We start from the raw sequence: 18649 nt of genomic DNA, 5'->3' as shown, positions 1-18649 counted from the left end.
CACCTCGTGCACGGCGCTGATGATCATGCCGCAGGAATCGATGCCCATCATCTTGCGCGGCGGCAGATTGGTGATGGCGATGAGCGTCTTGCCCACCAGCTCTTCCGGCTCGTAGTAGGCGTGGATACCGGACAGGATGGTGCGGGGCTCGTCGGTGCCGTCGTCCAGGGTGAACTGCAGCAGCTTCTTCGACTTCGGCACGGCCACGCACTCCTTCACCTTCACGGCGCGGAAGTCCGACTTGCTGAAGGTGTCGAAGTCCACCTCATCGGCGAACAGCGGCTCGATGACCACGTTGGAGAAGTCCACGGGCGCGGGAGCAGCGGGGGCGTCGTCGGCAAAAGCCGAGGGCGCCACGGGGGCCGCTTCGCCGGCCGCCTTCCCACCAGCGGGAACCTCGTCGCGCATGTGGGGGAACAGCAGCACGTCCCGGATGGACTCGCTATCGGTGAGCAGCATGACCATGCGATCGATACCGATGCCCACGCCGCCCGCCGGAGGCATGCCGTATTCCAGGGCGCGGATGTAGTCGGCGTCGAAGCCCATGGCCTCGTCGTCGCCCATATCCTTCGCCGCCACCTGGGCGCGGAAGCGCTCGGCCTGATCCACCGGGTCGTTCAGCTCGGTGAAGGCGTTGGCGTACTCGTGACCCAGAATAAACAGCTCGAAGCGCTGGGTGAGCTCGGGGTTCTCCGGATCCTTCTTGGCCAGCGGCGAGATCTCCAGCGGGTGATCGATGACGAAGGTGGGCTGAATGAGCTTCTCCTCGGCCACGGCCTCGAAAATCTCGCTGATGAGCTTGCCCTTGCCCCAAGCCGCCTCTGCCTTGCCGCCATTCTTCTCCAGGATGGCCACCAACTCGTCGCGGGTGCGGTCGAAGGACACTTCCTCGCCGGCATGCTCGCTGGCCAGCTCCATCATGGACGCGCGGCGCCAGGTGCCGGACAGATCCACCGGCGTACCCTGGTACTCGATCTGCAGGGTACCGCAGGACGCCTGAGCCGCGGCCTTGATGCAGCCCTCGGTGAGGTCCATCATGCCGTCCAGGTCGGAGAAAGCCGCATAGGCCTCCATGGTGGTGAACTCGGGGTTGTGGTAGGGGTCCATACCCTCGTTGCGGAACTGGCGGCCGATCTCGAAGACTTTCTCGAAACCGCCCACCAGCAGGCGCTTCAGCGGCAGCTCGGTGGCAATGCGCAGGTAGTAGTCGCGGTCGAGCGCGTTGAAGTGCGTGATGAAGGGCTTGGCGTTCGCGCCGCCGATGATGGCGTGCAGGAAGGGGGTTTCCACCTCGTAGTAGCCCTGGTCCTCCATGTAGCGGCGGATGGCCGACACAATTTTGAAGCGACGCTCGAAGGTGGTGCGCACCTCGGGGTTCATGACCAGGTCAACGTAGCGCTGACGATAGCGGGTCTCTTTGTCCGTGAGCCCGTGGAACTTCTCGGGCAGCGGGCGCAGCGACTTGCTCATAAGCTCGAAGGACTCCACGGCCACGGACAGCTGGCCGCGCTTCGTGCGCATCATAGTGCCAGTAACGGCGATCCAGTCGCCCACGTCCAAATCGCACAGCGCCGCGAAGGCCTCGTCGCCCAGGGCGTTGATGCGGCAGAACAGCTGGATGTCCTCGCCGGACTCGCGCAGCTCCAAGAAGGCGATCTTGCCCTGCACGCGCTTGGCCATGATGCGGCCGGCGATGACGACCTCGTCCTCGGTGGAATCGCCGTCCTCCAGATGCGCGTACTGCTCGTTCAACTGAGCCACCGTATGGCTGCGCTTGATGGAGTGCCCGTACGGATCCACGCCCGCGGCGATAAGCGCCTCGCGCTTCGCCTTGCGCACCTCGATAGGGTCGTCTTCAATTACTTCAACGTCAGCCATTTTGCACTCCTTGCAGCCGCACAAACAGTAGATTGCATTGTGTCACAGGTCGTTCGTAAAGTCAGCGAGAGGCTCTGACGCATTTCAGATTCGCCCGCCTTCGCACCAAGTTGGCTTCGCCAACGCCGCGTGCGAAAGAAGGGTGAAGATGGAATGCGTCAGAGCCTCGCAGCGTCGAGCAGTCCGTGCGTCCCGTCAGGGCGCACGGAACGGAATTAGTGCTCAATCTTGAGGATGGTCAGCTTGATGTCCTTGCCCGTGGGGCCCGTGGTGGTCATCTCGTCGCCCTTCTTGTGGCCCAGCAGCGCCTGGCCCACGGGAGACTCGTTGGAAATCTTGCCGCCAGCGGCATCGGACTCAGCGCCGCCCACGATGGTGAAGACGCGCTCACGGCCGTTCATGTCGACGGTGACCGTGGAGCCGATGTTCACCTTGCTGGAGCGCTTGGGGGTGTTCACCACCGTGGCCTCGGCCAAAATGCGGCTGATCTCGGCGATGCGCGCCTCCATCATGCCCTGCTCGTTCTTGGCGTCGTCGTACTCGGAGTTCTCGGAGATATCGCCGAACTCGCGGGCCACCTTGATACGCTCGCCAATCTCGGCGCGCTTCTCGTTCTCCAGGTAGTGAAGCTCTTCTTCCAGCTTCTCCTTGCCTTCTTGGGTGAGGATGTAATTGTCGTTTGCCATAGTTGTTCCAACTTCTCTCTATACATTGGTGGTGCGCCCGCGGAAACCGCAGGCGCACCACTATTAACCAACTGGTATGGGACGAAGGTTACTCGGCCTTCTTCTTGACCACCTTCTTGACGGTTTTCTTCGCGGCAGGAGCGGGCTCGTCCTCGACCTCGACCACTTCCTCGACAACCTCTTCGTCGGTGGCCTCGTTGATTTCCTTCTCGCCGGCGCCCATGCCCTCGCGCAGGTTCTTCACCGTCTTGCCCAGAGCACTGCCCAGTTTGGGAAGGTTCTTCGGGCCGAAGATGAGCAGGATGACGACGAGGATAATGAGGAGCTCAGGAACTCCCATGCCCAAAATTTTCATGCATTCCTCCATTGGTTCGGGCAAGGGGGCTCCCCTGCCAAATGCTTGCGTCTTGCGTGACCGCACCGCGGTGCCGAAACGGACGCTCGTGAGTGCGCGGAAAAGGGTAACACAAACGGTCGGTTTACGGCGCAAGCAGCACAAATCCTTCAAGCGAAGGAGCCCCCTGCGAATACCCCTTGCGAAACCTGGGGCAGTCTCTAAAATGGTGCACGTGATCAAAGATTGACGATTGGCGCGAAGGGCGGTGCCCACATGGGGGTGGACGGACAAGAGCAGCGGTTTGTTGCTGCCCGACGGTCGGCTTCGACCCTTGAGGCCCCTGCGGGGCCGTCCCCCGCAGCGCCTCAGCTTTCCGAGACCCAGCGCGCCGCACTCACGTCTCGCCGCTGGGTTATCCTGGCGGCCTCGTGCCTCGTGAACCTGTGCATCGGCGCCCTGTACGCCTGGAGCGTGTTCGCCAACCCCATGGCCGAGCATTTGGCCGCCCTCTCCGGCGGCGAGCCTCCGAACCTTTCCCTTGTGTTCACCGTGGCCTGCGTGTTGCCGCCCGTTACCATGATTTTGGGCGGCATCGTGAACGACCGCATGGGACCGCGCTGGGTGGTTTTGGCGGGCGGTCTGTTCTTCGGCGGCGGCCTGCTCCTCTCGGGCTTCGCCACCAGCCTGCCCTTTCTCATGGTGAGCTTCGGCGTGTGCTGCGGCCTGGGCGACGGCCTGGCCTACGGCGCCACCCTGTCCAACGCCGTGAAGTTCTTCCCCGACCGCGCCGGCTTGGCTGGCGGCATCATCACGGCTTCCTACGGCATCAGCTCGGTTATTGTGCCTTTTGTGGCCAATGGGCTGATCAGCGCCTTTTCCGTGACGGATTGTTTCCGCATGCTGGGCGTGGTTATGCTGGTGGTCATGGTGGGCGCCGCGTTCCTCATCGCACCCTGCCCGCCAGGGTTCACGCCCACGGGCTGGCACCCCCAGCGCCAAGCCGACGGCGGCGGCCGCGGCGTGAACAAGGACTGGCGGGGCATGCTGAAGAGCCCCGTGTTCTACACCATGTTCGCCATGCTCGTCTGCGGCTCGTTCTCTGGGCTGATGATCATCTCCTCGGCCAGCCCGCTGGCGCAAAATGCCGTGGGCTTCGACGCCGCCCAGGCCGCCGCCATCGTGTCGGTGCTGGCGCTGTTCAACACCTTGGGCCGCATTGTATCGGGCACGCTCAGCGACAAGCTGGGCATCGTGAACACTCTGCGCGCGGTGGCCGTCGGCTTTGCGGTGGGCATGGGCGCGCTTTCAGTAGCAGGTCCCGCCTCGGCACCGCTTTTCTGCGTGGGTATTTGCCTGGTGGGCTTTTGTTTCGGCTCTATCATGGGGGTCTATCCCGGTTTTGCCGCGTTGCAATTTGGCAGCCTGCACAACTCAGTCAATTACGGCATCATGTTCATTGCCTTCGCTGCGGCCGGCGTGGTGGGGCCCCTCATGCTCAACGGCCTGTACGAGAGCACCGGCACCTACCAGGCGGCATTCTTGGTAGCCGCCTGCCTGGCCGCCGCCCAGCTGGTACTCACCTTCGTGTATCGGCTGCAGAACGACGCCCGACGCGCACGGCGCCGGCGCCGTTGGCTGGTGGCAGCCAAGCACCCGCACCGCACCTATCACTTCATGCGCGAAGCGCGCCATCGCCGCCACCGTGCGTAGGCGGGACGTACTGCCGCCCCCCCCCAAAAAAAAGAAAACTGTTTGGATTCGTGCCCAAGGAGCATCCATGTACCACATGACCAACGAAGAGTTCGAGGCCGCCATGGAAGAGGCGCTCGACGCAATGCCCGAGCAGTTCCTCAATGCGTTGCAGAACATTGCCATCGTGTGGGAAGAAGAGCCCAACGCCTACCACCTCTATGGGGACGACCCCGAGGATGAGGGCTGGGACAGCAACGGCGGCTCTGTCCACTTCGACGAGCCCGAAGTGGAGAACCGGGGCGAAGGCGACGACCTGGAAGCGCGGGGCTGGAACGGAAGCGGTACCTTGGGCGATCCCGAGGCAGAAAGCTGGGGCACCGCAGCGCTTGACAACCCCGAGACGCAAGACGACTCCAGCGAAAACGATGCCCTCCCCGACGACTTGCTGGGTCTGTTCGACGGGCTGTCCATCGTCGAGCGCGCTAACGGGCTGGACGACGACATTCCCGACGTCATCACCGTGTTCAAAGGGCCCCACGAGCGCTGCTTCGACTCCCGCGAAGAAATCGTGACCGAAATCGGCAAAACCATCATCCACGAACTGGGCCACTACTTCGGCCTGGAAGACGACAAGCTCTACGATATGGGGTATTAGGCATCCTGGCTCGAGGGGACCAAGCAGGCGCCAAAGAAGGCCAGAGCTATAGACAGGATAAGCAGCACGGTTACGACCGGCACCGAAGCGGCGGATGCACCGTAGGTGCCCAGAGCGACACCCACCATCACAGCGCATGGATAGTCCACCGCCCCGAACAGAACCGCCAAGGCGAAAGCGCGCCGGCTGCCCATGCCGCCCCTCAGCAGCCCTGCCACCAGCATAACGAGAGCCACGGCTGCAAAGCCAAGCCCCATAGCCGCGCTCATGGCCCCCAACACCGCTGCCAGCAGCACGGTAGCCAGGACAAGCTGCCCCACCGTACCGCCTCGTCGAAAATGCCAGAGAGCGAGCGCAGCACAAAATGGCGACGCCAGCACCCCATGCAAGGCATAGTACTGGGGAAACATCCATGCTGGCATGCGCGTAACAAGCCCGATAAGGAACAGCGCCGCAAAAAGAAACACCACTCTTGCTGCCGGGCGATCGACCAGCGATGAATTCTTTTCGCTCATAGCGCCTCATTCTTCCCGCGCGTTGCCTCTAAGCGCTCTTGGCATAAATCAATGAACTCTTGCTTCGAATTGACGGTAGCTTTGCGATAAATATGCTTTACGTGGGTATTCACCGTACTCGCTGCCACAAACAACTGACCCGCGATGGCCGCTTGGCTATGGCCTTGCAAAAGCAGCGAGGCCACATCCTTCTCGCGAAGCGACAACCCCATGGCCTCGAACACACCGTCCATTTGAACGGCCACATCCACGGCCTCCTCCTGCGCCAGGGCCCGCACCTTCTGCACTTCGCGCTCGCGTCGACGATCGGCGATGCGCTCGATGCTGTGCATCGAGGCTATGACCGCCACTACCAGAAAGCCTGCCGCAATGGGAAGAAAGAAGTTCGTGACATCGTTTCCCGCCGCCCGGAAGAGCACGCCGGCAAAAACCCCACCGAACATGCCGGCATAGGGAGCAAGCCATCCCCAGGCAAACATCTGGTCAGGGAGCAAATCGGGACGATGGGCGAGAGCCGCGAAATGAGACATCAGGTGCAGATAGGACACCACCATGGAGAGCACGATCAGCACTGTGGCCACGCGTACCAGCTGCGTCTCACCCGTAACGAAGAACACCAAGGCAGTAACGAGCAACGGCACCGTCACCCAAAAGGCGCGGGAAAGGTCAATGCCTGGACGCCGATGGAGCCGCACCAACGCAATACCTGCCAGGGCCAGCGTGACCGCCGCCACCGCCAAAAGAAATCCATCGCCCCCCGCACTGAACGAACGGTCTCCGAGCAGCGCCCAGAAAATGCCGTAAACCATCCACAGCGTAGCACCAACGAAAAACGAAGACTTGGGAATAGCGTTGCGCGTATCGCTCACCACCACCTGGCCCTCAGTCGCGATTCCCGGGCCTAAACCCTTCACCTCGCGCGCTCCCACCAAGCCCGCCAACAGGCCGAGTACGGCCATCAGGGCCATGGCCGCCGCCTCGGGCAACAGCATCGCCATCACCATGACAATAAGGGCCGCACAAGTATCCGCGAACACCTGTCGCGCCGAAGCAGTGACGTCCTTGGCCGCAAGAACACGGCCCCACACCAGCAAACAGCATCCATAACCGCAGCCAGAAAGGCAGAACATTAGGAACATGATCCACGTATTGGACTGGTGCATTAGGCTTTCGCCGGCGCAATACACCGGCCCCAAAGCCAGGAGAAGAGCCGCCGCGCGCCCCATAAGCCGCTGGGGATTGCGATGCATCAGATAGGGCTCCGCCAGCGCCAGAAACAGCAGCGTCAAGCAGGCCGTCCCCAGAAATGCCAAGAACGACACGAGGGCTCCCTCGTCGGTAGTCTCACCCAGACGCAGAGACCGCAGCGACACCAGGGCAGAAATGCAGAAGAAGTAAGCCGTTAAGCTGCTGAGACCCACATCCCCGCCATGACCATGACCCGTCTTGTTCCCCTTGCTCAAAGGCACGGTACTATCCTTGTCTTCGCGCACTGACGCCACTCCGTTACCAGATCGAACCTTCTTTCCCGACCGCGCCAATCATCCCCTGTCTGGCATCGGCACCGGCGGACAAACCACCTCTGTTTTCTCGATTTTAGCATGACCCGGGCCCTCCCCTTCACGCCGCCGTTACCCCTGGGGCAACCCAACGTTCAAGTAGAAGCGGTAGAACGAGTAGCGCCCCACCACCATGCCCACGACTACGAGCGCCCCGCCGACCAAGGCCCAACCGGGCCGACTCGGCACACAAAGCAGGCCATAGGCCCACAACGCCGAGCCAGTCACCAGAAATGCGATGCGCGCGAAGCTGAGCCGATGCCATGTCCTCATCATCTGACCGCCTTGGCGATGGCCTTGGACGCCGCAAGCAACTGCCGTGCCCTGAGCATGAACTACCAGTAGCAGCCCTAGGGCGCACGCCACTTCGGCCACGACCAAACCCATTTTGACCGCCGCCGTAACCGCTGGCACGAGGCACAGCATGGCACCTTCGACCACTACGCCGCCCAAAAGCGCAAGCACGGCAAACTCGACGGAAAATGAAGGGCTATTCCAGGTGCTCACTGTGCGCATGCGGTAAGCCAAGCACTGAAACAGAACGAATAGTCCAGCGAATCCGGCCACAAAGGCGAGGGGGATCTTCCAGAGGCTCCCCGCCTCAATGAGGCTTTGGGCCACGAGCACGTACAGGCACGAGCACAAAGCAAACACAGCGCCCACGAACACCTCGTTGGACACCGACGAGTTGCCCAACCGCATGAACGCCCGAAGCGCCTTAAGCGGCTTGCCGAGGTGCAGCGTCGAGCACGCTAAGGTTGCCAGCAAGAGAACGCACAGGAAGGCCCCCGCGTAGCCCGTCGTCAGGTCGACTGCGCCGGGAAAGGCGTCGATCAGAGCCAGAAATCCCGCCACCATCCAAATGCCGGCACATAGCGGCGCCAAAACGGTGAACATCACCAAAGGCCACTCCGAGGCAACGCTTCTCATGTCAGATCTCCTTCTCGTTGGCCAGCACCACGCCTGACTCGCTCGAGTGGCGGGCGCAGCGATGGGGCGTGATCACCAGGTTGGGTTGCGTGTAAGTGCTTTCCGGCAGGGGTGCCACATCGCACACACTTCCATAGCGGTCTCGCAACTCGTTGATATCGCCGAACTCCAAAGCACGCATAGGGCAGGCTTCAACGCACAGGGGGTCCTTCCCCTCGCTCACCCGCGCACGGCATCCATCGCATTTGCGCATGGCACGGTGCTTGCGGCTGTAGCTCGGTGCTTTATAGGGACAAGCGAACGCGCAGCTGCCGCACCCGATGCAGCGATCGCTGTCGAGCACCACAAATCCGTCGTCATGCTTGCGCAGCGCCCCCGAAGGACACACTTGCTGGCACACCGGATCGTCGCAGTGGTTGCAGGCCACGGAAAGGTAATAGGCAAACACGTCGTGCCACCAGCTCTCCCCCTCTTTCACCCAGCTGCCCCCCGACGCCTCGCACACGCGGCGAAACGAGGAGATGTCTCCCAGCTGATAGGCGTCACGACAGGCCATCTCGCAGGTTTTGCATCCGGTACACCGAGAGGCATTCACATGGAAGCCGTACTGCTTGCTCATGGCTATCACCCCGCTTTCTTCACTTGTGCGCGATTGCTGTGCTGAGGGTTGCCCTTGGCCAGCGGTGTGGCGCGGCTCGACGTGAGCGTGTTGATGCAACCGCCCCAATCCACTCGGTCGCCCTCCATGTCGGCCCGGTGCCAGGCCCCCTCGCCCAGCGCGATCACCCCAGGCATAATGCGCTCGGTCACCTTTGCCTCCACCATCACCCGGCCGTAGGCCGTAATCACCTCCACCATCTCGTTAGGGCACACCCCCCGCGGGGCAGCGTCAAGCGGGTTGATCCACAGCTGATGGCGCGCCCGCTCCTTGATGGCGTCAAGCGATCCGTAAGACGAATGGGCGCGACTGCGATGATGAAATCCAATGAGCTGCAAGGGGTAGCGCTCGGAATCACCGGCGCCTTCCTCAAAGAACGGTGCCGCGTATACGGGCAGCGGGCTGATAACCTCTCCCTCGAGCAGGGTGAAGTGTGCCGTGTCCTGCAGAATCTTCTCCGAATAGATCTCGATCTTGCCCGACGGCGTTGCCAGGGGATGTCCCTCGGGATCTTCGCGAAATTCCCGAAATGCCACATGACAGCCATCGGGGTTGCTTCTACGGTACAGACCTTGCTCCAGCAGCACCTCATAGGGAGGCAGCTCCGGATCGGCCTCGCGAGCCTGCTCGTAGATGACCTGGCGCCACTCCTCTTCGCTGCGCCCCTCAGTGAAGGCCTCGGCAAATTCCAGGCGCTCGGCAAGTTGGGAGAGCATCCAATACAGCGTGCGTCGCTCGCCACGCTGAGGGAGATACTGCGAGTTCATCAGCACGTAGCCGGAGTCGCCCGCCCAATCGTTGGCAATGAGGCTCGGCTGCTCCACGGGCAGCAGATCGGGCAGCACGATATCGGCATAGCGCGCCGAAGAGGTCAGGAACGTGTCGATAACCACGACGAACTCGCACTTGCTCTCGTCGGCGAGAATGTCGTGGGTGCGATTGATGTTCGAGTGCTGGTTGATGAGGGTGTTGCCCGCATAGTTCCAGATGAACTTAATGCCGGTCTTCAGACGGTCGGTGCCCACCACGCCGTCTTCAGAGGCCGTCATCTGAGGACCGCGCGCCACGGCGTCGGTCCACAAGAACACGGGGATGGCCGTGGTCACCGGATTATCAGGACCCGGCACATCGGCCTCGAAGAAGCGGAACGTCTCGAAGTCGGAACCCGTGCCACCGCCCGCTAAACCCACATTGCCCGTGAGCACGGCCAGCATGGCAATAGCCCGGGCCGTCTGCTCGCCATTGGCATGACGCTGCGGACCCTTGCCCTGGTAAATGGCACACGGCTTCGCTGCGGCCATCTCGCGAGCCAGCTTCACGATAGATGCCGCCGGCACGCCTGTTATGGCCGCGGCCCACTGCGGCGTCTTGGCAACTCCATCGGCGCCAAGGCCCAGGATATAGGAGCGGTAGCTGGAGCCGGTCGGGGCAGAGGCTGGCAACGTATCCTCGTCAAAACCGATGCAATAGTGCTCCAAAAACTCATGGTCGATGAGGTCTTCTTCGATCATGACATAGGCCAGAGCGGCCGCCAGGGCACCGTCGGTTCCGGGACGTAAGGCGATCCACTCGTCAGCGCAATTGGCTGCCGTCTCGGAATAGCGCGGATCGACAACAATGGTGCGCACCCCCGCCTCCAAAATAGCGTCCTTGAGGTGAACCGAACCACCCGCCCCGCACATCTTGGTCTCGAAGGTGTTGTCGCCGAACAGCACCAGCAGCTTCGCATTCTTCACATCCGTCGGCGTATTGGCGTCGCGCGCGCCGTACAGGTACGGCAGCGCGGCATCGATCTGCGAGTGGCTATAGTCGCCATAGCCTTCCAAGCACCCCCCGTACAGGTTCATGAACCGATGGAGGAACCCCATGATGTTGGCACTCATGACCCCACTGGCGAAATTAATGTACACCGCCTCGTTACCATAGGTTTCCACCACGCGTTTCAAGTTGGCGGCAATCTCGTCAAGGGCCTCATCCCAGCTGACGCGCTTGAACGCACCTTCGCCGCGACGGCCCACGCGTTTCAGGGGGTAGCTCAGCCGATCGGCATGGTTAATCCACTCGCGAATGGAGCGCCCGCGCAGGCAGGCTCGAATCTGCCGTGCATCCGCGCCGTCCTCGACGGAGCGATCGGTTTCCACCCACAAAAGCTCGTCGCCCTTCAGGTGGAAGTTCAACACGCAGCGGCCCTCACAGTTGACGCTGCAGTAGCCAAATACCGTACGCGTGCCATCGGCCACACGCCGCTCAGAGTCCACCAGCGCCTCCGGCTGCACCGAAATGCTCTTTTTAGCCTGCGCAACCATAGCCGACCTCTTCCTCAAACTCCGCCTCAGCCGAATGAACTGGCCGCCCGTGTCGATCCTTCAGATACCGGGCGATGCGTAGCACCCCATAGGCTCCGAACACCACGGTGCTCACTGCCAGTGTGGCGGCCGCATCTCCCGAACCCTTAAACGCGGCCGGGTAGAGAATCAGTACCTCGTGGACGTAGATGAGACCGAAAAACCCATAGGCCAGCCGCTGGAGGTTCTTCCATGACGCCGCCCTCATGCGCCGCTTGACAGCCCTGATCGACGTGACGCCCAGCACCACAAGCAGCGCCGCCAAAGCCAGTGCGATGATCAGCGAAGCCAGCTGATTGCCACTCAGCACATTGGCCCGCATGAGCAGGACGCCGACATAAGAGCTAAGGTAGTTGAGGCAATGCGCTGCGGCCAAAAGGCAGGCCATAAGCGACAGTTCAGTTCGGATAGGGGCGATCAGACGGCGCGGAGCCGAATGCTCGGGGAACACGCCGCAGTACATGACAACGACAAATAACGAAGTAGCCAACATGCCTCGCTGAACCAAAGGCGTTAACAGCTGCAGTACGCCTGGCGGCAGACCAACAATCATGCCGTAGGCGTAGACGAAATCCAGAGCCAAGGCCACGCCGTACCACAGCACTGGCGTACGGCGAATGGAGGGGGCAGCCAGCCCCACGAGCACGGAGGTGCCCGCCAAAATAAACAGGAACGTCATGTCAGCCTCGATCTCCAAGAGTGCCCGAAGGGGCAGCGCTATCGGCCATTATCGCCACCTCGTCCTCGCAGCGTGCCTGCAGCGCCTCGTCCTCGGCCAACACAGCAGCCAAATACTGAGCCCATGCTCGATAAAACCCGCTTTCATCGTTGTCGGCCACGCGCTCGACGAACAAAGGCGCCCAGCGATCGAGATGCTGTTCCTTGAAGGTGCGCACCACATCCAGCTGCCGCCGCACCTCTAGACAGTTAGCTTCCGTCAAGCCGTCGCCCTCAATTTGCCCAATAAGTCGATCGACCAGGTTGCGCAGGAACTCCAGCTCGGTGCCGATGGCGTCCTCGGGCTCGCGGTTCTTCGCCTTCATGACAAAGCCATTGGCCTCGTAGCACTTACGCACAGCCAGGGTGTCGGCGGTGAACATGCGCGGCGTGCCCGAGAGATAGGCCGACTCATGCAGCGGGGCCACCACCGTGCGTGGGCCCAAGAACAGACGCGCATACTCCGTACGCGTCTTGGTGGCCAGAGCGGCCATGTCCTCGCAGGCTAGCGACGCCAAAGCCGCGCTCAGCGCGCGCTCCGGCGCATCGTCGAGCACGACCTCTGCCCGAGCGGCCTGGGTCACCATCTGGCGCACGGACTCTTCGGGCGACTCGTGCGAGAACACAGCGGCGGTCACCGCAAAACGATCGCGGCGCACCTGCAAGGCTTCCAACAGCCTTTCGGCCGCCGTACTGGGGATGGAAACGGTTTCCATGGGAACCAACTCCTCAGCGGCGAGGCGGACGAAACCTTTGATCGCCCACCTCGCCAACGGGTATCTGCTACTGATCTTGGACGGTCGTGGAAGTGCTCAAAAGATCGACGGCCGCCGCGAAGTAGGCCTGGGCCGCTTCGTTGGAGTCGTACACCTCGAAGCCCAGGGACTTCGCCGCCAAATCGGTAATGTCCATCTGTCGCGCATGGGTCTGCGCAGCCACGCACATGTTGTTCACCTGCACGCCGCAGCCGGCACAGGCCGTCAGGATGTAATCAGCCTGGACCTCATCGGCTTCCGTGACGCGCGCCACGCCCGAAGTGGGGACGCTGCCGATCTCGTAGAAGGCGTTCACCAGGCCGCAGCACAGCGAGTCCGAGCGGTTGTGCTTCATATCCTCGTACTCGACCCCGGGAATGGCCTTAATGAAATCGCGAGGCTCTTCGTACACGTTGAACCAGCGGCCCAGATGGCAAGGGTCGTGGTAGGTTACCTTGGCGTCCACCTTCTGGCCCTCGCCCAACTTCAGCTTCCCCTGGGCCACCAAGTCGTTCAGCACGACGATGGAGTGGACGAACTCAATCTCGAAGGGCAGCCCATGCTTCTCGGCAATGCCCCCATACAGCTCGGCGAAGGCGGCCAAGCACGCAGGGCACGGAGTAATCACCTGCTTCACGCCAGCGGCGTTCATGCGCTTGATGTTCTCCACCACCCGCGCCTCAAAGTCCTCGGCATAGCCGCCCAGGAACAGGTAGAAGCCGCAGCAGATATCCGAGCCGTTGTCGCCCAGATCCACCGGCTCGATGCCTGCGGCGTTCAGCAAATGCACCACGTTCTGCGCCGCATTCTTCGAGATAGTCTGCGTCCAGCAGCCGGGCCAAAAGCCTATTTCGCCTGTTTCCTTGAAACGCATGTCCTCAGTATGCCAGCCCAAGCCCTCGGCATCGGCACCCCAGAAGTTACCCGTGTTCAGCACATTGCCGCGCAGTGCCGCCAAACCGGCGTTGGAGAAGCCCTTTTCCTTGAAGTAGGGCTTGGCGCCCAGATATTCGTCGGCCATCTTCAGGGACACTTCGCAGGTCTGCTCGCAGCGCTTGCAGGTGGTGCAGATATTCAGCTTATGCACCATCGGCAGATCGAAGGGGATATGGCCCTTGGCGTACTCCTTGATGAGATACCACTTACCGCGGGGCGAGTTGTCCTCCCAGGGATCGGGCAAAAAGACCGTGCACTTACTGCGGCAGAAGCCGCACTCGGCGCAGGCGAAAGCGCTTTCCTCCATGTTGTTGGGCAGATCGGTCAAGGGCTTCACCTCGCGGTTGCGACCGCCCAGCACACGCCCGAGCGCCGCACCGATGCCCGCCACGCCCCGGGCTGAGCCGATGGCGCGGGCGATGAGCTTGGCCGGCGACTTCGGATCGAGCGCGGGCGGCAGCACCTTGCCCGGGTTCATGATGGCCGCCGGGTCGGTGGCAGCCTTGAACGCGGCAACGCGCTCGAGCAAGTCCTTGCCGAAGATGTCCTCCGATTCCGCCGTCAGGTACATGCCCGATGCGTAGGCACGACCACCCAGCTTCTTGGCCACTTCCGCAATAACCAGCGAATTGGCGAAGGCCATGGTGAAGTCGTCCTTGCGCTCGTCGGCCAGCAAAAAGCCGATAAGGGCAAACATCTCGGTGCCCACGGCCGTGGCCTCGTAAACGAAAGAATTCTCGTACTTATCGATCATGACCTTGTTGAACTGGTCGAGCTTAGCCTGGGGCACCAGCACGTCGACGGGAATGATAGAGGGGCCGAATTTCTTGCCGCGCAGCGGGTAGTAGCGATCCTCCCAAAGCTGCTGCGCCATCTCGGAATTCAGCGACGTGGCCGTCGCTGGCACAGCCACGGCCGCCACCTCGTCAGCCGACGATGCCGCCAGCACAATCCATTGCTCGGGCAGAGTCGTACCCGAAGCGCGATTCATCAGAGCCACATAGTTGGGCGGCTGCACATTCACGTGCCACAGCTTGCCCGCCAATTCATGGGCGAAGGCTTGGGCCGGCTCCACCCCCTCGAACGCAAAGGCGACCGGCACCATCTCGGCTGCGGGAATCACACGGCAGGTAATGGCCGTGATGATGCCCGTAATGCCCTCCATGCCATAGGCCAAATCCACATCGTCCCCCGTCAGGGTGCGCACGCTGCCGTCACCGAGCACCAGGGTTACCGCCACCAAGCTATCGCGCATCGCGCCAGAGCGGGCGCTGCCAATACCAGCGCCACCCTGAGCGACGAAACCACCGATAGTGGCCGAAGGCGAACTCGTAGGCATGAGCGGCATCATGAAGCCGCGCTGGCGCAACTCTTCGTCCAGGTCGGCCATGGTGGTGGCGGGAAGCACCGTGACCGTACCAGCCGCCTCGTCAAGATCCACCACGCCGCGCAGGCGATAGAGGTCGACTACCACGCCGCCTGCAGCGGGCACCGCGCCGCCGTAGCCGCCCGAGGCTGACCCGCGCAGCACCAGGGGTACGGCGCCGTCCTTGGCCAGGGTCACCAGGTGGCGCACCTCTTCTTGGGTTTCGGGCTGCACCACCATGTCGGGCATGGTGGTGATGAACTTCTTCACCACATCGGGCAAGGTGCCCATGTCGTGGCTGTACACAACGCGACGAACATCCACCGTGCTCGCGCGCTCCTGCAACTCGCTTTGTATGGCATCCAGAGCTGCCTGCTTCTCCATAGTGCTTCTCCTCTCAAAGACGCGTGGGCGACATTCCAGGGAGGGGTCGGCGAAATGCCGCCCACGCGTCCTGCCCAGCGGGCCGTCGCCTTCCCCGGCGACGGCCCTTCTCTTAATGGTTGAATGATGCGCGGTTACGCGATGGGAATGAAGCGTGTAGAAGGCACCGTTGCCTCCACGGTAAAGCCCACGCCCTCAGGCACGCCGCCGGCGGCCTCGTTGTTCTCGACGGTGTCCACCGTCAGAATCTTCATGGGGCAGGCCTCCACGCAGGCGGGAATATCGCCGGCATCCAAGCGGGCCGCGCACATATCGCAGCGGATGATGCGGTTCTCCTCCTCCAGATACGCGGGATGCTCGTAAGGGCAGGCCTTTACGCAGGACTGGCAGCCGATGCACACTTCGGGGTCGTGCACCACAATGCCGTCCTCGCGCTTCATGGTGGCGCCGGTGGGGCACACGCTGGCACAGGCCGGATCCTCGCAATGGTTACAGGCCGTGGAAATCCAGGGGCCCACGGGCTGCTGCTCGAAGCTGGTAGCCTTGCGCAGCTGAATATCGTCGGGGGTACGATGGCGCATCTGGCAGCCCGTTACGCAGGACTGGCAGCCGATGCACCACTTTTGATCCAAGAGAAATCCCATTTGACTAGCCATTAGATAGCTCCTTCTTCTTGACGGGTGCCGTTACGCCTTGCGCACGTCGACCAGATTGGACTGGAAGGACGTGCCCATGCCATAGTCGGACGTATAGCTCGGCGTGGTCACATTCACATTGTTCTTGCCATCCATGACCTTCGGCCAAGCGCTCTTCAGGCCGGCCACATTACCAGCGGCAATAACGTCGTCGCCAACGACCAGCGCCTTCAGTGAGTTGCACACGCCACGATCGTTGAACACCTCGACATCGTCACCATCGACAATGCCGCGGGCCGCCGCGTCCGCCTCGTTGATGTACAGCAGCGGATCGCCGTGCAGCAGACGAATCTTGCCAATGTTGTGCCAGTTCGAACCGCACAGGTTCTTCGAAGTGACCGTCAGGAAATTGAGCGGATAGGTCTTCGCCAAATCAGGGGTGCCGTCCTTGCTCTCGGCGGAGGGGATGTACTCGACGACAGGATGCAGCCCCAAATCCTTCAGCTGCTCGGAGTAGAACTCGATCTTGCCCGAAGGCGTGCCAAAGCCGTTGGCAAGGTCGTCCGCATAGGGAACGAAATCGGGCAGCTTGCGCCAATGCTCCTTCTTCAGCGTCTCGTAGCTCATATCGGGGCCGTAGATGGGGTTCGCACCGTCGGTGCCCTCGATGAGAGCCTTAGCCAGGGTGGGGATATCCTCGTCGAAGCACGGGTCGGTGTAGCCCATGGCTTTGGCCAGGGTGTTGGCCATCTCGATGTTGGTCTTGGCCTCGCCCGCAGGCGCCACCGCCGGCGTGTTGTGGTTGAGGTACCAGCCGTGGTAGTCCTGGTGGATGTCCTCGGTTTCCAGGATGTCCGTACAGGGCAGAATGATGTCGGCATAGTCAGCGGTGTCGGTGTACCACTTGTCGGATACCACCACGAACACCTCGTCGCGGGCGAAGCCCTCGCGCACCCGCTTATTGTTGGGAACGCTGACCAGCGGGTTGCCGTTGTAGACGAAGATGGCACGGCAGGGCTGGCCCTTATAGCGACCGGTCTCGTTCAGCACGTCGGCGTAATCGGCAATGTTAATGACGCGGTACTTGTAGTCGCCTGCCTCGATCTGGTCCCAGGTAGTCACATAGCCGCCGCCAGGAGTGGGAGCTCCCAGGAACTGGGAACCCATGGACACGTTGTCGAAGTTGAGCGCCCAGTAGCCGCACGTGAGCCACTGATAGCCCGCGGCCGCATTGGTGCCGATCTGACCCGTCAGCGCGGGCAGGAAGCTGATGGCGCGAATCTTCGAGCCACCGTTGGAATCGCGATTCACCTGCATTCCCATCTGGATGATAGAGGTCTCCGCCTCGGCATAGGTGCGGGCGAACGTCTGCAGCTCCTCTACCGTACAGTCGCAGGTCTCGGCAACGCGCTCGGCCGGCCACTCGTCGGCCGCCTTTCTCAGCTCGTCGAGGCCCATGCAGTACTTGCCGACATATTCCTTGTCGTAAATTTCCTCGTCCAGCAGAATCTTCACCACACCGAGGGCAAACGGCGTATCGGTGCCGGGGCGAATCTTGATCCACTGGTCGGCCCACTCGCACAGGGGGATGCGGAAGGGGTTAATGACGACCACTTTGCCGCCGTTCTCAATACACTGCTTCACATACTTGACGGCATGAACCGAAGTGGCCGACAAGTTGCTGCCCCAGGAAACGTACAGCTTGGTGTTGGCGTACTGCTCAGGATCGACGTCCTTCTGCGCACCGTAGGTGTACGGCAGAGCCGCCACACCGGCTGCCTCGCACATGTTCGGCATCAAAGCCGAAGCACCCATGCGGTACAAGAAGCGCAAAACGCCGCTGAAGAAGCAGCCGTTGATCAGACCGAAAGTACCCGAGAACGTGTAGGGCACAATGGCCTCGGAACCCTCATTGGCGATGATCTCTTTGAAGCGATCGGTAATGGTCTGCACAGCCTCTTCCCACGAGATGCGCTCGAACTGCGCGCCCGGACCCTTGGCCCCCACGCGCTTCATGGGGTAGATGATGCGGTCCTCGGAGTAATGGTAATCCAAGTAGGTCTGGCCCTTCACGCAGGGGCTGCCTGCCGTGTAGGGGTTGTCCTTGTCACCGCGGATCTGAACAGCCACACCGTCCACTACCTTGGTGCAGATACGGCACGTGTCATAGCAGTTCTTCGGGCAGACGCCGTGAACGATCTCTCCCTCGGCCGTTTCCCAGTCGTACTGATACCCCGCAGCCTTGCCCTCCCCGGTATCGGAAAGCGACTCTTCGCCGGTGTCCGCCTGCGGGGCGCAACTGGTCAGCCCTGCCGCCGCCACGGTGCTTACCGCAAGCCCTTGGAGAAAACGACGACGGGACAAGCCCCCGCTCACCCGCTTCAGTCCATCGCTAGCCATGTGATCCTCCTCTATTCGATCATGGCCCGTCTGTTGACATCATTATCTTTACGAGCCGAGGGCAATCATAGAAATGGCGCGCATTCAACGCATCCTCCATAACAAAGGAATTGCATGATGCTGGAGCGATTTATCGTCAAAATAGCCGTCCCGTAAAACCCACTATATTTATGAACGAATAAATTTGAACTGGTCGTTTAC

General features: G+C 61.7%; 15 protein-coding genes. 2 read left to right on the top strand and 13 right to left on the bottom strand.

The annotated features are described in order from the left end of the window. From lysS to tatA, 3 genes are all read right to left on the bottom strand, one after another. Nucleotides 1-1878, bottom strand: a 1878-nt coding sequence (gene lysS, locus QZ307_RS01490) for a lysine--tRNA ligase (RefSeq protein ID WP_295994747.1), incomplete at its 3' end; no start/stop codon positions are given. A gap of 215 nt (nt 1879-2093) precedes the next feature. After that, a complete protein-coding gene (greA, locus tag QZ307_RS01485; RefSeq protein ID WP_295994745.1) occupies nt 2094-2564 on the bottom strand; it encodes a transcription elongation factor GreA in 471 nt (156 codons plus the stop codon). 88 nt (nt 2565-2652) lie between these two features. Next, entirely contained in the window at nt 2653-2919 is a 267-nt protein-coding gene (gene tatA, locus QZ307_RS01480) for a twin-arginine translocase TatA/TatE family subunit (protein WP_275205630.1), read from the bottom strand. A gap of 225 nt (nt 2920-3144) precedes the next feature. On the opposite strand from tatA, the gene QZ307_RS01475 reads away from it, so the two are divergent. Next, nucleotides 3145-4611: an OFA family MFS transporter gene (locus tag QZ307_RS01475; protein ID WP_295994735.1), complete on the top strand. Its 1467-nt coding sequence runs from the start codon at nt 3145-3147 to the stop codon at nt 4609-4611. A 67-nt stretch (nt 4612-4678) separates the two neighbouring features. Beyond that, nucleotides 4679-5248 carry a metallopeptidase family protein gene (locus tag QZ307_RS01470; RefSeq protein WP_295994732.1) on the top strand — a complete coding sequence of 190 codons (570 nt, stop codon included), beginning with the start codon at nt 4679-4681 and terminating at the stop codon, nt 5246-5248. On the opposite strand, the gene QZ307_RS01465 is transcribed toward QZ307_RS01470, so the two are convergent. The 10 genes from QZ307_RS01465 to QZ307_RS01420 form a co-directional block, all read right to left on the bottom strand. Continuing rightward, on the bottom strand, nt 5245-5763 hold the full coding sequence (locus QZ307_RS01465) for a hypothetical protein (protein ID WP_295994729.1): 519 nt from the start codon (nt 5761-5763) through the stop codon (nt 5245-5247). The two genes, QZ307_RS01470 and QZ307_RS01465, sit on opposite strands and share 4 nt — an antisense overlap. Continuing rightward, nucleotides 5760-7232: a helix-turn-helix transcriptional regulator gene (locus tag QZ307_RS01460; RefSeq protein ID WP_295994726.1), complete on the bottom strand. Its 1473-nt coding sequence runs from the start codon at nt 7230-7232 to the stop codon at nt 5760-5762. Before QZ307_RS01460 ends, QZ307_RS01465 begins: the two co-directional genes overlap by 4 nt. Before the next feature lie 162 nt (nt 7233-7394). Next, nucleotides 7395-8252 carry a DmsC/YnfH family molybdoenzyme membrane anchor subunit gene (locus QZ307_RS01455; protein WP_295994723.1) on the bottom strand — a complete coding sequence of 286 codons (858 nt, stop codon included), beginning with the start codon at nt 8250-8252 and terminating at the stop codon, nt 7395-7397. A gap of 1 nt (nt 8253) precedes the next feature. Then, nucleotides 8254-8871: a DMSO/selenate family reductase complex B subunit gene (locus tag QZ307_RS01450; protein ID WP_295994720.1), complete on the bottom strand. Its 618-nt coding sequence runs from the start codon at nt 8869-8871 to the stop codon at nt 8254-8256. A 5-nt stretch (nt 8872-8876) separates the two neighbouring features. Continuing rightward, nucleotides 8877-11216: a DMSO/selenate family reductase complex A subunit gene (locus tag QZ307_RS01445; RefSeq protein WP_295994718.1), complete on the bottom strand. Its 2340-nt coding sequence runs from the start codon at nt 11214-11216 to the stop codon at nt 8877-8879. Beyond that, on the bottom strand, nt 11200-11934 hold the full coding sequence (locus tag QZ307_RS01440) for a hypothetical protein (protein ID WP_295994716.1): 735 nt from the start codon (nt 11932-11934) through the stop codon (nt 11200-11202). The genes QZ307_RS01445 and QZ307_RS01440 overlap by 17 nt, the downstream gene beginning before the upstream one ends. A gap of 1 nt (nt 11935) precedes the next feature. Then, complete coding sequence (locus tag QZ307_RS01435; protein ID WP_295994713.1) at nt 11936-12688, bottom strand: molecular chaperone; 753 nt, start codon at nt 12686-12688, stop codon at nt 11936-11938. 67 nt (nt 12689-12755) lie between these two features. Continuing rightward, nucleotides 12756-15413 (bottom strand): FAD-binding and (Fe-S)-binding domain-containing protein, encoded by a 2658-nt coding sequence (locus QZ307_RS01430; protein WP_295994709.1) that lies wholly within the window; start codon nt 15411-15413, stop codon nt 12756-12758. Between the two features lie 134 nt (nt 15414-15547). Then, nucleotides 15548-16069, bottom strand: a complete 522-nt coding sequence (locus QZ307_RS01425) for a 4Fe-4S dicluster domain-containing protein (RefSeq protein ID WP_295994707.1) — start codon at nt 16067-16069, stop codon at nt 15548-15550. Between the two features lie 30 nt (nt 16070-16099). Further along, nucleotides 16100-18448 carry a molybdopterin-dependent oxidoreductase gene (locus QZ307_RS01420; protein WP_295994705.1) on the bottom strand — a complete coding sequence of 783 codons (2349 nt, stop codon included), beginning with the start codon at nt 18446-18448 and terminating at the stop codon, nt 16100-16102. Nucleotides 18449-18649: the final 201 nt, after the last annotated feature.

Source organism: uncultured Adlercreutzia sp. (genome assembly GCA_910585575.1).
Classification (GTDB): Bacteria; Actinomycetota; Coriobacteriia; order Coriobacteriales; family Eggerthellaceae; genus Adlercreutzia.
This window is presented reverse-complemented; position numbering and strand designations above follow the sequence as displayed.